Consider the following 11,119-nt stretch of genomic DNA (forward strand, 5'->3'; position numbering starts at 1 on the left):
GCACTGGCACCCATTCGATCAGTGGAGGTGTTTCGCGATGCTGCTGCGCACTGACCCGTTCCGCGAGCTGGACCGGCTGACCCAGCAGTTCCTCAACACGGCCGGCACCTGGTCGCGTCCGACCCCGATGCCGTTGGACGCCTACCGGGCCGGCGACGAGTACGTGATCTGCTTCGACCTGCCCGGCGTGGCCCCGGACGCGATCGACATCGACGTCGAGCGGAACATGGTGACCGTCAAGGCCGAACGCCGCCCGCGCCAGGAGGGCGAGGGCATCAAGTGGGAGCTGTCCGAGCGCCCGCTCGGCGTGTTCTCCCGCCAGGTCATGCTCTCCGACACCCTCGATCCCGAGGGGATCAGCGCCGACTACGACGCCGGCGTGCTGACCCTGCGCATCCCGGTCGCCGAGAAGGCCAAGCCCCGCAAGATCGCCATCAGCCACAGCGGCGACCGCAAGCAGATCCAGGCCTGACCGGCCCCCGGACCGCCGTCCCGCACCGCCAACCCCCGGGCCCTGCGGGACGGCCACCCCCGGCCGGACGACCCGCCCGGCCTCGCGATCCCTGCCACGCCACGGTTCCGGGCCGGGACGACAGCGAGAAAACCATGCGCGACCAGGGGAACGAACCTTTCGTGGTGCGGGCGAACGGCGAGATCGACCTCGACACCGCCCCCTCGCTGCGCCGTGCTCTGGTCGCCGCGCTCGAGTCGCATCGGGAGGTGGTGCTCGACCTGTCGGAGGTGACGTTCATGGACTGCGCGGGCCTGGGCGCCCTGGTCCGGGCCCGCAACCAGGCCGACCGCAGCGGCAGGCGTCTGGTCCTGCACGGGGCCGGCCGCCGCGTGGTGCGGCTGCTCAAGCTCACCGGTCTGCACCGGCGCCTGGCCGTCGAGCCCTGACCGGGCGCCGTTCGCGCCAGCCCTTGAGACGGAAGGGAACCGCGATGACGCTTCGATGGGAGGCGTTCCTGGAGGAGGTCCGGGAACGCGGTGAGTACGACACCCCGCAGGAGGCCGAGCGGGCCGCCAGGGTCGTCCTGGCCCTGCTCGGCGCCCACCTGGTCGGCGACGTGCGCGCCGAGCTGGCCGCCCGCCTGCCGGAGACCATGGCCCTGATCCTGCTCAACCCCTTGCAGGCCGCCGAGCCCCTCAGCCAGGAACGCTTCGTGCGCGCGACCGCGGCCTGGATCGAGGGCGCCACCGAGACCACGGCCCTGTGGGACATCGGCGCCGTCCTGTCCACGGTGGCCGACGCCGCCGGCGACGACCTCACCGGGCGCATCCTGCTCCAGCTGCCGCCCGGCTACGACCTGCTGTTCGGTCGCCCGACCGCAGGGACACGACCCTGACCACCCCTCACCCCGCCGGCCCGCCGGCAGCCAGCCCCTGGAAGGCCACCGCCATGACCCGCTACCGCCACCTTCTCCGGCAGGTCCGCACCCTCGGCCGCTACCCCAGCGACGCCGAAGCCGAACGCGCCCTCCACGCGGTCCTGGCCGTCCTCGGCTCCCAGCTCACCGGCGAGGAACGCTGCGACCTCGCCGTCGTCCTGCCCGAACAGGCCCGCGCCGTCCTTGCCAACCAGATCCCCCTCCCGGAGCCGGTCGCCGCCCCCGCCTTCGTCGAAGCCGTCGCCGACATCCTGGGCACCAGCCTCACCGCAGCCCGCTGGGACACCTCCTCCGTCCTGGCCGCCGTCACCGACCTCGCCGACGACCACCTCACCGACCGCATCCTCACCCGCCTGCCCCGCGGCTACGCCCTGCTGTTCGGCCGCGCCGACTTGACAGTCGCCGCCTGAACGGACGGAAGGGGGGAGCCCCCGAGCACTGGGGCCTTCCACCTCCCACCAGCTGGGTGTCCGTTCCGGTGATGCGGTGCCCTGGATGGCGCCCCTGGCCGGAGCAGGCTCACCGGCAGAGAAGACTTTCCCGTCGGAAGGGGGCCCCGCCCATGTCCGCCCGACACGGCTTGCGAGCCGAGAACACCGCCGCCGGCGGATTGCCACTGCGGATCACGACCACGAGATCCGGCAGGGGCGCCCGGGTCGTCCACCTCGCCGGCGAGGTCGACCAGGACCGGCGCCGGGCGCTGGAACACGCACTCGCACGCGCGGTGGCCGATCGCCCCACACGGCTGGTCGTCGACATGTCGGCCCTGGCCTTCTGCGATTCCACCATCGTGAACGCGCTGCTCGGGATCCGTGGCAGCGCCACGGCGGCCGGGATCGAGCTGGTCCTGGCCGCGCCACCCGCACAGGCCAGGCGACTGCTGGAGATCACCAGCGTCGACGAGGTCTTCGCCCTGTACGGCAGCGTCGGCGCCGCCGTAGCCGGCACGGGCGGGTGAGCGGCCATGGACAGGCCTCCACGCTACGCGGTGACCATGCCCGGGCCGCCCGGCCGGCACGGCCCGCCCGAGGTCGTCGTCGTCCACGCCACCGGCGGGGTGACGGCCGACGGCACACCGGTCTACCAGGACGAGGCCGGCGCCTTCCAGGTCGCGATCGCCGGCGACGTGGCCCGCCCGCTGTCCACCGCGCCGGGTGCCGGTCGGCACACCTGCCTGCACGCCGTACCACTGCCGTGAACCGAGCCGTGGCCTGCACGACCGCCATGGCCCCGGGCAGGACGGGGGCCGAAACGGGCGAGGGTGCCGACCGCAGCGCAGTGCGGCCGGCACCCTCAGGTGCCTGACTCCTCTGCTACAGCACTTCCAGCCGGGGGACGCTCGCCGCCAGGCGGCCCGGTCGCAGCTGGACGACGTTGCCGGTGTTGGCGGGAGCGGCCGTGAGTGCCAGCTCGGGGGCGAGGGAGCGCATCAGGACCGGGTGCAGGCCCAGAGCCTCGGCCGCCTGCAGCAGCGGCGGTGGCTCCCCGAAGCGGCGGGCGAGCACGCATCAGAGACGGCTGCTCGGCATGGACCGCAAGGCTTATCTGGGGTGCTCAGAACGTGTAAGGCGTATGAGGCGCAGCTGGCTTGAGCGAAGTGATGAATGCAATGCGATCAGTTCACAGCGGCCGGTAGAACTCCTCAATCCGTTCGGCCACACCGTCCCGGCCCAGCGCGTGGAAGCAGCTGCGCTGGTAGACGCAGCCAGTAGCCTTGTCGCGCAGCCGCTCGTGGACCGCATGATCCAGGACATGCACGCGCACCGAAGCGGGCATTCGTAGTCCCTTGCATGATGTAGGTCATGCTCACGATGAGGTCCATGTCCCAGGCGGCGACACCGCTCTCCAAGCGCCTCACGCGCGTCATCGACGTCATCCGACCCCATGTCCATGCGTCCCCGCCGGAGAGGGTCGAGCTGGTCATCGGCGTGCAAATCAACGGGACGCCGCATCTGGGCACCCACCTCGTTCAGGCATCCGCGTTCGTCCTGGCGCAGCGGGCCCGCGAGGCCTTCGGTGTTACGACTTGGGGACCGGTAGCGGCAGGTCTTCGCCCGCGACGTGGCGGCGGCCTGTGGTCGCAGAACTATGGTGTCCCGCATGAACAGTTTCACGATGGTCGAGTTTCCGACGTCCTCGGCCGTACAGTCCGCTCAGTTCCTCCAATCGGTCTTCGGATGGGCCGCGACTGCGTATGGTCCCGAGTACCTGGACGTGGACTGCGGCAGCGGCGTCAGCCTCGGCTTTCAACAGGACCGTTCCGAGGCCCCAGCCGCGCCGTTGGCTGTGATCCAGGTCGACGACCTCGATGCGACACGGCAAGCCGTGATCGAGGCGGGCGGCACGGTCACGGTCGAGGCGTTCGACTTTCCTGGCGGGCGGCGCTTTCACTTCCGTGAGCCCGGCGGGAACGAACTGGCCGTCTGGGTTCCGACGCGCCAGGGGTGATGCCCCGCTATGCCTGAGCCAGTCCTGTTGTCGACGTCAGTGAGCAGATGCCGCTCTGGCAGCGGCCCTGCCTGCAGCGTTGCCATTGGGGCAGAGAGCAACGTCGTGAGGGTTGGCAGCAGCTGGCGCGTGACGTGATAGCGGCCGCGCGGGTTGGGCCAGTTGTGACGCTTGCCTGGGCCCGTGCGGCCTGCTCCCATCCTGCCCTGTCCGGGGTCTCGCGTGCACACTTCGGCGAGTTGCTCGAAGAACTCGCGCCGCGTTGGGAGGCTTCGCGGGACTCGGCGTTGCGTGAGCGGCGCGGTGGTGACCGGCGGCGGGCGGCGGGTGCCGGCCCGAGGCGGCGGCTGGTGTTTGTGGACCGGCTGTTGGTTACCCTGGTGCATTTGCGCCTCGGGCTGCCGCACGCGGCGCTCGCCGAGATCTCCGGCGCGATCCGCGAGGTCCGCCCGCTGCTGGCGTCCCGCGGCTTCGCCGTCCCCGACCGCCCTGGGCTGCGGATCCGCACTCTGGAGGACCTGTTCGCCTACGCCGACGCCGAGGGCGTTGAACTGCGGATCGACGGCACCGAGGTCCAGGTCCGCCGCCCGCGCGCGGGCCGCCCCGGCCGCAAGGCCTTCGTGTCCGGTAAGAAGAAGCAGAACACGATCAAGACGACGACGTTCAGTGACGGCCAGGGTCGCACGCTGTTCAGCGGGGTGATCCGGCCCGGCCGCATGCACGATCAGACCGCTGTGCGCTCCGAGGGCATTGCCGAGCAGTTCCGACAGCACCCTGGCGTGAGGGCGAAGGTCGACGAGGGCTACCGGGGCCTGGCCAACGAGTTCCCCGACCAGGTCAGCGCCCCGCCGAAGAAGCCGAAGGACGACGCCCCGCTGGGTGAGCACCACGCCTGGCGCGAACGGAGGCGCCGCCAGTCCTCGGCACGGATCTGCGTGGAACACACCAACGCCGAGTACAAGCAGTGGCGGCCGCTCCAGAGGTTCACCGGACGCCGCGAGACCTACGCAGAGACCCACCTCGCCATCGCCGGACTGGTCTCCGACCGCTCCGCCCAGCGGGCGACCCGCCGCAAGCCCAGCACCGAACTGGTGCTCGCCCGACAGACCGCCTGCTGATCACCCCCCAGCCGACCCGCCAGGTGAGCACGCCCCGAACTCAATCGCTCCCAAGGTCGTTAGCTCTGTCCGTTCGGCTGCATCGGGGTCGCCACGACCGGCTCCTGTCCGGTAGCGACCCGAAGCGGCGCCGCGCCGGCGGCTCGGGTGCCCCGCACGCGATGGCGGTCAACGAGACCGTGCTCGCCTTCGTCCTCGGCGGCACCGCGACCGGGGCCGTAGAAGCCCACCAGGTTCGAGTCCGCGCTCTCACCCCAGGCCGAGGGCTGGTGTAGATCATCTCTCCGGACTCGCGTACGCCGGCGAAGGACCGGCGGGTGTGACCTGATCGGGCCGGAGGGCGTGAGATGGCGCGGCGCGCGGGCGGCCTCAGAAGGCCGCCAAGCCGCCTCCGCTCAGCGGCGCGGACCCGGCGGGCAAGACCTGCTGACCGCCCAGGTCGGCGCCGCTTCTGCCACTACGGCTCAAGACCTGCTGTCGACGGGCAGGACCCAGTCCTGATAGCGGTTGTACCCGCTGTCACAAGCGGCGGTGACGAGATCACCACCGCTGACGGTCAGACACCACTCGTCGCCGCCGATGTTCGCGAACTTGCCTCCATCTCGCATGACCCAGACCGGCGCTGTCGTGCCCTCCGCGCAGTCGTCCACTGACACGCCCCCCTCGATGTAGGAGGACAGACACTTGCCATCCATCACCGTCTGGATTCTCACGGTGCCGTCATCGCGACGATCCACCGTCCAGAATTGCTGGTAGCTGTCGGTCTCGTCGCAGACAGCCGCCAATGCCTGCTGGCCGCCGTCAGTCGCCAGGCACCGGCCGGTTCCGTGGTTGATGATCCGCCCGTTCGGGCTGTCAGCGTGCGCCGTCGTGGCAGTACCGGCGAGCAGGGTGATGGCCAGGGAGGCAACGACAGCGGTCCCGCGCCGCGCCCACGAGCTTCGTCGCATGCAGCGACCCTTTCAAGGAGAAGGACTCTCTGATTCCTGCCGGGCTGGTAGCCGAGCAGCAGGTCCCATCCAACAGGGGACCGCCTGGAGGTTGACGTACCGTCACCCGGACGTAGGCGTGGCCGGGAGGCCGAAGAACGTGCCGAGCGGCGGCTGCCGGCGGCCCGGGCGGCGAACGCCGTGCTGCGCCCGTGCTGGACCTGCCGGGGCTCGGCGGGGATGTGGGCTCGGTGCTGGAGCTGCGGGAGGAGGCCGGCCCGGACCGTCTGGAGTGTCAGGGGTACGTGGAGGCCCGCGCGGCGAAGGACTTGGGCCCGCTGGTGCTGCCGGGGGCCGTGCGCCTCGGCTGCCCGGTCCGCTCCGGATACCGCTACCTCGGTGAGGTCCGAGCAGCCTGAAACATCAGAGGGTCAGGCGATCGCAGGACGGGTCAGCTGCTCTGGTCGGGCTGTCCTGCGATCTGCGTGATCGTAAATTGCACGAACTCGGCAGGCCGGACAGGGGCGATGCCGATGTCGCAGATGACCTTGCCGTCGTCGATGGTGTCCGTCTGGTCGCAGATGACGTAGAAGGCTTCGTCCGACTTGTGCCCCAGCAGGGCACCCTGGCGCCACTGGCCGGTGAGGAACGACCTCACGGTCCGACCGGCCGTCTGTGGCAACGACGACGCTCCCGGTGCCACCGCTTCCAGACGGGTGATGGTCTGGTGCCGAGGGCCATATTCGTTCGTGTGCGTGGCTATGTTGCTGAGCGACCCGCACCGGCTTCTGGAGGATATTGATGACCATCCCGGCCCTGGACCACTCGGCGACCGATCTACGACTGGCTGACCGACGTCGACACCCCGCCCGTTCCCGGCCCGGACGACAAGGGCTTCGTCCACTACGGCTTCAACCAGGCGCTGCGGTCCGTCTATCCCCAGATCCGCGACACCATCCAGGAGCTGCGCACGAACGGGCAGAGCGTCTGGTTCACCGGCCACAGCCTCGGCGGCGCCCTGGCCATGCTCGCCGGTGTCCACTTCTACTTCGAGGAACCGCGCCGACTGCCCGACGGGATCTACACCTACGGCCAGCCCCGCACCGGTGAGCGTCTGCTCGCCGGCCTACACAACACGGCCTTCAAGAACCGCTGCTACCGCTTCGTCAACAGCAACGACATCGTCCCCACCTCCCGCCCGAGCCGTTCTTCACGCACGTCGACACCCTGCGCTACTTCGACGCCGACGGAAAGCTCCACGAGACCATGCCGCTCGTCGCGGGGCTGAAGGACCGGGTCCAGGGCTACCGCCAGGACATGTTCGCCCCGGAGACCGACGGCATCAAGGACCACCACATGCGCAACTACCTGGCCGCGTTCGAGAAGAACCTCGCCTGAGCCCCGGACCAGGGGATCGACAGCCCCGACGGTGACCTGCTGCTCGCCGTGCGGCTGGCGGGGCCCTGGGGATGCGCAAGCGCAAGGCCGCGGCCAGGGCGCTGCGCAGCGCAAGGTGCGCCCGGACGGCGTGTGGCAGGCTCCGGCGATCGGGGTGCCGGTGCTGATGGTCGAGGTGGACCGCTCCACCATGTCGCCGGAGCGGGTGGCGGCGAAGTTCACCGCCTAGCGCGAGCTGTTTCGCGTGAAGGTTCGCGACAACGACCAGGCCCACCGCGAGCTTCATGCAGACCCTGGCCTGCGCCGACTGCAACCAGGTCCCCAAGCAGGAGAGCACCTACGAGTACGGGCTCCACGGCCGGTGGACCCGCCGCCCTGGGGGCCGCGGCTTCCCCTGCCGCCACAACACGAGGATCGCCAGGAGAAGGCCGCCGCCGAGGCCCGTAGGCGTTCTGGAGAAGGCTCGGGCGGCGAACGCCTTGCTGCGCCTGTGCTGGACGTGCCGGGGCGCTATCGGTGGGAAGGCGGGCTCGGAGCTGGAGCTGACCGAGAAGGCTGGCCCGGACCGGCTGGAGTGCCCGCAGTGCGTCAGCGGCCGGGAGACGGACGAACTGGGCCCGCTGCTGCTGCCCGCCCCGACCAAGCGCGAGCAGATGGCCGCCCTGCCCTCCGCCCCGGGCGATCCGTGGTGGGAAGCGCGGGTGCTGCACGCCAAGCTCTACCCGGTGAAGGACCGCGGGGTGTGATCTGACCAGGCCGGATCAGGGCGGCGGGGCTTCGCCGATGGCAACACAGGTGCGTCCGACGTGGCTGCGGGCGAGGGGTCTGTCACCAGTCGAACATGGCGCGTAGCGTTGGTACCGCTGGCGGTGTCGACCGCCCGGGGCGATCGTGTGCAACCGCGGGGCATCGCAGCGAGCCTGAGAGGGCGAACGATCATGGGCATACTTTTTCGCCTGCTGGCCCCGAAACCAGTCAAGAAGATCCGACACGCTGCGCACCCGGTACGCAACGTCAAGCGTGCCGTTACGCCGAAGCCAGTCCGGCAAGCCCGACATGCCGCGCATCCGGTCAGCATGATGGAACGTGGCATCGAAAACGGCATCGTGCACGCCGTACGTGACAGCAGTGGGAGAACAGCCGCCCGCAGAGCTGGCGGTACCGGAACGGTCTACTACGGCACGTGCGGCGTCCACCATCGGCGCCCGGACACAGCCGCCAACTGCAAGGACTGCGCGGCGGTCGATGCGTTGCAGGCCGCCCGCGCTGCCGCTGCGAAAGCTGCCCAGGTTGAGGCGACCCGGAGGGCAGCAGCCGAGTCCGCTCGTGCGGAGGCAGCTCGGGTCCGGCGTGAGGCCATCCTGGCTGACCACAAGCGAGCCGCCGAAACTAACCGGAAGCAGCACGCGGCAGCAGGAACCCCATCCTGGAAGATCTGGGCGACGCCGCGCTGAACGAGGCCATCACGACCCTGCGCACCACCCCCCACCCGCCACCCTTGTACCCGGGTCCGTGGGTACCGCGCGATGACCGACACCACCTGCCTTGCCACGCTGCGCCGGGTCATGAGCTGGCTGGAGCGCACCCGCACCGCGGCCTTCGCGTTGCGTGGCACCGAGCAGGCCCCGCCCACCCGTCCGAGGGTGCGCCGCCGCCAGTTCTGACCGACCGCGCAGGCCCCCCGGGGGGCGCGCTGCATCCGTCGTCAGCGCCGCTGTCCACAGCCAACCTCGGCCAGGGTGGCCGCCATGGTGACGACGAAGAAGACCACGGCGCCCTGCCGGGCCCATGCCGCCGACAGCTGGGGCAACTGCCCGGTGGCAGAGCTGCGCACCGTCCAGACACGGCTCCTGGCGCTGCTGGAGCGGTATGCCGACGGCCCGCTGAGCATCAGCTACCGGTTCAGTCCGGACGAGACCGCCCAGCGGGCGATCCGCCTGCTCGCGGCCCTCCTGAAGTGCCTCCCAGAGCCGTACGGCGTCACGCCCGGGGCTCCCGCTGGCCCGTCGGCCGCAGGCTGCGCCAGGCGGTGAACCACCGGATGTTGTCTGCCACAGGTGTGTCGGGCCGCGCCTGGTACACAGTTCCTCCGACGGCTGGTGGCCCGGTGGCCGTGCTGCGTCTCGAGGCGGCCGGGCCGGCGGGCATTCCTCCCGCCGAGGTGCGGGGCCGGGGCCGCGGATTCCGCCAACTGCTGGCGCTGCCTGCCGGGCCGGGTGCCGTCGTGTCGGAATCCGGCTGGGTGGCCGGTGAACCTGCCGGACCCGCGGTCCTGGCCCCGATGGCCGCTGCAGCTGGCTGCCACGGCCGAGGTTGTGGTGAAGCACGGCCTGCGTCTTCATTGCTCTGAGGTTGGAGGGCGTACTGGGTCGTGCTGGGATGCCTGTGGAGCGGAGGAAGCGTCATCGAACTGTGATGGTCGGCTGATGGTGTTTCGGTGACCTGTTTTGGTTCGAATTGTCCGTCAGATCTGATGGGCCGTCTCGGTCGTTTCAGCCTGGTGATATGGGGACTTGAGTGCAGGTCACAGGGCTGATGGCGATCGAGGAGAGGCTTTGACGCGCCGGATCCCGGTCGATAGCGTCCGCTTGTTTTTCTCTTTGCTGGCGCGGGGGGCGGCTGGCGTCTCCCGGCCGGCGTTTTACCGGGAGTTCTGAATGCGTACTGTTAGAAGGCTTGCTCTGCCTCTGGGCGTGGCGCTGGCGATACCGGTGGTGGCCGGTTCGATGCCGGTCGCGGCGACGGCCGCAGAGGCCCCCGCGCCGGTGGCGGTGGAGAACTTCACCTACCCGGACGCCGCGAAGGTCCTGGCGGAGCGGAACATCACCCTGAAGTCGGGGGACGGGCACATCGTGCTCGCGGACTGCACCGCGGGGCCGGGTCAGGTGCAGCTCTACAGCCGGGCGGCGAACCCGAGCGAGGTCTGCTTCAAGATCAACGGTCCGGCCGGGTACCTCGCGTTGGAGATCCCGAAGATCTACAACATCAAGGGCGACGACCACACGGTCAAGGCGACGGTCAGCACCGACGGCACCACCAGCACGATCGACCTGGCCAAGAACGTCTGGACGCCGGTCGGCGAGGGCGGCACCGCAGGCACCGAGACGACGCTGCTGGAGCTCAACGCCACCGGCGGGCCGGCCGCGCCGGCCAACACCGACTTCCCGGCCGTCGGCACGGTGACGGCCGGACAGGCCGGGCACGCCGATGCGCGGTCCTGCACGGCCACGCTCGTCGACCGCTACTGGGTGCTCACCGTGGCCGGCTGCATCGCCGACGCTTCGGGCGCCCCGGCGGCTGGTACCACCGCCACCGTCAGCGGCCACACCGCCACCGTCGCCGAGCTGGTGACCCGCTCCGACCGTGACCTGGTGCTGGCCCGTCTGGCCACCCCGATCGACGGTGTCACCCCGGCGGCCCTGGCCACTGCCGCGCCCACGGGCGGGGAGAGCCTGCGGGTGGCCGGCTTCGGGCGCACCGCTACCGAGTGGGCGCCGCTGAAGCCCCACGCGACCACCCACACCGCCGCCGCCGTCGCCGCCACGACCGTCGACACCACGCCAGCCGCCGGGAACGCGGCGGTCTGCCAGGGCGACGCCGGGGCGCCGCTGCTGCGCGACGCCAACGGCACGAGCGAGGTCGTCGCGGTGGCCTCCCGCTCCTGGCAGGGCGGCTGCCTGGGCACCCCCGCCACCGAGACCCGCACCGGCGCGACCAGCGCCCGTGTCGACGGCCTGGCCAGCTGGGTGGCGCAGGTGAAGGCCTCCCGCCCCGGCAGCCAGCTCTTCGCCGTCGGTGGTGACAGCAAGATCTGGGCCAACGAGGGTTCCTACAC

Annotated in this window: 19 protein-coding genes; 15 read left to right on the forward strand and 4 right to left on the reverse strand. The window is 70.7% G+C overall.

Annotated elements, in window-relative coordinates; translation table 11 throughout:
• Positions 1–37: 37 nt before the first annotated feature.
• The 6 genes from ACFC1F_RS21775 to ACFC1F_RS21800 all read left to right on the forward strand — a co-directional run bounded on the left by ACFC1F_RS21775 (position 38) and on the right by ACFC1F_RS21800 (position 2,589).
• On the forward strand, positions 38–472 hold the full coding sequence (locus ACFC1F_RS21775; RefSeq protein WP_376160463.1) for an Hsp20/alpha crystallin family protein: 435 nt from the start codon (positions 38–40) through the stop codon (positions 470–472).
• 134 nt (positions 473–606) lie between these two features.
• Positions 607–900, forward strand: a complete 294-nt coding sequence (locus ACFC1F_RS21780; protein ID WP_376160465.1) for an STAS domain-containing protein — start codon at positions 607–609, stop codon at positions 898–900.
• 44 nt (positions 901–944) lie between these two features.
• Positions 945–1,349, forward strand: a complete 405-nt coding sequence (locus ACFC1F_RS21785) for a DUF2267 domain-containing protein (RefSeq protein ID WP_376160466.1) — start codon at positions 945–947, stop codon at positions 1,347–1,349.
• Between the two features lie 53 nt (positions 1,350–1,402).
• Entirely contained in the window at positions 1,403–1,801 is a 399-nt protein-coding gene (locus tag ACFC1F_RS21790) for a DUF2267 domain-containing protein (protein ID WP_376160468.1), read from the forward strand.
• Between the two features lie 152 nt (positions 1,802–1,953).
• Entirely contained in the window at positions 1,954–2,349 is a 396-nt protein-coding gene (locus ACFC1F_RS21795) for an STAS domain-containing protein (RefSeq protein ID WP_376160470.1), read from the forward strand.
• Positions 2,350–2,355: 6 nt separating this feature from the next.
• Positions 2,356–2,589 (forward strand): DUF6296 family protein, encoded by a 234-nt coding sequence (locus ACFC1F_RS21800; RefSeq protein WP_376160472.1) that lies wholly within the window; start codon positions 2,356–2,358, stop codon positions 2,587–2,589.
• A gap of 115 nt (positions 2,590–2,704) precedes the next feature.
• Here ACFC1F_RS21800 and ACFC1F_RS21805 read toward each other — a convergent pair whose 3' ends face one another.
• Both ACFC1F_RS21805 and ACFC1F_RS21810 read right to left on the reverse strand, forming a co-directional pair.
• Positions 2,705–2,896 carry a hypothetical protein gene (locus ACFC1F_RS21805; protein ID WP_376160474.1) on the reverse strand — a complete coding sequence of 64 codons (192 nt, stop codon included), beginning with the start codon at positions 2,894–2,896 and terminating at the stop codon, positions 2,705–2,707.
• Positions 2,897–3,011: 115 nt separating this feature from the next.
• Positions 3,012–3,155 carry a hypothetical protein gene (locus ACFC1F_RS21810; RefSeq protein WP_376160476.1) on the reverse strand — a complete coding sequence of 48 codons (144 nt, stop codon included), beginning with the start codon at positions 3,153–3,155 and terminating at the stop codon, positions 3,012–3,014.
• A gap of 336 nt (positions 3,156–3,491) precedes the next feature.
• On the opposite strand from ACFC1F_RS21810, the gene ACFC1F_RS21815 reads away from it, so the two are divergent.
• On the forward strand, positions 3,492–3,839 hold the full coding sequence (locus tag ACFC1F_RS21815) for a VOC family protein (protein WP_376160478.1): 348 nt from the start codon (positions 3,492–3,494) through the stop codon (positions 3,837–3,839).
• Between the two features lie 164 nt (positions 3,840–4,003).
• Positions 4,004–4,957 (forward strand): transposase family protein, encoded by a 954-nt coding sequence (locus ACFC1F_RS21820; protein WP_376160480.1) that lies wholly within the window; start codon positions 4,004–4,006, stop codon positions 4,955–4,957.
• A gap of 464 nt (positions 4,958–5,421) precedes the next feature.
• Here the strand turns inward: ACFC1F_RS21820 and ACFC1F_RS21825 are convergent, their stop codons facing one another.
• On the reverse strand, positions 5,422–5,907 hold the full coding sequence (locus ACFC1F_RS21825) for a ricin-type beta-trefoil lectin domain protein (RefSeq protein WP_376160482.1): 486 nt from the start codon (positions 5,905–5,907) through the stop codon (positions 5,422–5,424).
• Between the two features lie 191 nt (positions 5,908–6,098).
• On the opposite strand from ACFC1F_RS21825, the gene ACFC1F_RS21830 reads away from it, so the two are divergent.
• Complete coding sequence (locus tag ACFC1F_RS21830) at positions 6,099–6,305, forward strand: hypothetical protein (protein ID WP_376160484.1); 207 nt, start codon at positions 6,099–6,101, stop codon at positions 6,303–6,305.
• A gap of 32 nt (positions 6,306–6,337) precedes the next feature.
• Here ACFC1F_RS21830 and ACFC1F_RS21835 read toward each other — a convergent pair whose 3' ends face one another.
• On the reverse strand, positions 6,338–6,544 hold the full coding sequence (locus ACFC1F_RS21835; RefSeq protein WP_376160486.1) for a hypothetical protein: 207 nt from the start codon (positions 6,542–6,544) through the stop codon (positions 6,338–6,340).
• A gap of 189 nt (positions 6,545–6,733) precedes the next feature.
• Here ACFC1F_RS21835 and ACFC1F_RS21840 point away from each other — a divergent pair, with 189 nt between their 5' ends.
• From ACFC1F_RS21840 to ACFC1F_RS21865, 6 genes are all read left to right on the forward strand, one after another.
• Entirely contained in the window at positions 6,734–7,174 is a 441-nt protein-coding gene (locus ACFC1F_RS21840) for a hypothetical protein (protein ID WP_376160498.1), read from the forward strand.
• A complete protein-coding gene (locus ACFC1F_RS21845) occupies positions 7,153–7,284 on the forward strand; it encodes a hypothetical protein (protein ID WP_376160488.1) in 132 nt (43 codons plus the stop codon). The genes ACFC1F_RS21840 and ACFC1F_RS21845 overlap by 22 nt, the downstream gene beginning before the upstream one ends.
• Before the next feature lie 284 nt (positions 7,285–7,568).
• Positions 7,569–8,030: a hypothetical protein gene (locus ACFC1F_RS21850; RefSeq protein WP_376160490.1), complete on the forward strand. Its 462-nt coding sequence runs from the start codon at positions 7,569–7,571 to the stop codon at positions 8,028–8,030.
• 780 nt (positions 8,031–8,810) lie between these two features.
• Positions 8,811–8,948, forward strand: coding sequence for a hypothetical protein (locus ACFC1F_RS21855; protein ID WP_376160492.1), 138 nt, complete (start codon positions 8,811–8,813; stop codon positions 8,946–8,948).
• 84 nt (positions 8,949–9,032) lie between these two features.
• Positions 9,033–9,317, forward strand: a complete 285-nt coding sequence (locus tag ACFC1F_RS21860; protein WP_376160494.1) for a hypothetical protein — start codon at positions 9,033–9,035, stop codon at positions 9,315–9,317.
• A gap of 624 nt (positions 9,318–9,941) precedes the next feature.
• Positions 9,942–11,119: trypsin-like serine protease (locus ACFC1F_RS21865; RefSeq protein ID WP_376160496.1), on the forward strand; the 1,178-nt coding region annotated here is incomplete at its 3' end.

Source organism: Kitasatospora sp. NPDC056181 (genome assembly GCF_042266225.1).
In the GTDB taxonomy this organism is placed as follows: domain Bacteria; phylum Actinomycetota; class Actinomycetes; order Streptomycetales; family Streptomycetaceae; genus Kitasatospora.

Excerpts from the sequence above, each read along its gene's own strand:
- ACFC1F_RS21780 (WP_376160465.1), top strand. The coding sequence starts at position 607 with ATGCGCGACCAGGGGAACGAACCTTTCGTGGTGCGGGCGAACGGCGAG.
- ACFC1F_RS21850 (WP_376160490.1), top strand. The coding sequence starts at position 7,569 with ATGCAGACCCTGGCCTGCGCCGACTGCAACCAGGTCCCCAAGCAGGAG.
- ACFC1F_RS21825 (WP_376160482.1), bottom strand. The coding sequence starts at position 5,907 with ATGCGACGAAGCTCGTGGGCGCGGCGCGGGACCGCTGTCGTTGCCTCC.
- ACFC1F_RS21775 (WP_376160463.1), top strand. The coding sequence starts at position 38 with ATGCTGCTGCGCACTGACCCGTTCCGCGAGCTGGACCGGCTGACCCAG.
- ACFC1F_RS21785 (WP_376160466.1), top strand. The coding sequence starts at position 945 with ATGACGCTTCGATGGGAGGCGTTCCTGGAGGAGGTCCGGGAACGCGGT.
- ACFC1F_RS21795 (WP_376160470.1), top strand. The coding sequence starts at position 1,954 with ATGTCCGCCCGACACGGCTTGCGAGCCGAGAACACCGCCGCCGGCGGA.
- ACFC1F_RS21855 (WP_376160492.1), top strand. The coding sequence starts at position 8,811 with ATGACCGACACCACCTGCCTTGCCACGCTGCGCCGGGTCATGAGCTGG.
- ACFC1F_RS21815 (WP_376160478.1), top strand. The coding sequence starts at position 3,492 with ATGAACAGTTTCACGATGGTCGAGTTTCCGACGTCCTCGGCCGTACAG.
- ACFC1F_RS21845 (WP_376160488.1), top strand. The coding sequence starts at position 7,153 with ATGCCGCTCGTCGCGGGGCTGAAGGACCGGGTCCAGGGCTACCGCCAG.
- ACFC1F_RS21790 (WP_376160468.1), top strand. The coding sequence starts at position 1,403 with ATGACCCGCTACCGCCACCTTCTCCGGCAGGTCCGCACCCTCGGCCGC.
- ACFC1F_RS21860 (WP_376160494.1), top strand. The coding sequence starts at position 9,033 with ATGGTGACGACGAAGAAGACCACGGCGCCCTGCCGGGCCCATGCCGCC.
- ACFC1F_RS21800 (WP_376160472.1), top strand. The coding sequence starts at position 2,356 with ATGGACAGGCCTCCACGCTACGCGGTGACCATGCCCGGGCCGCCCGGC.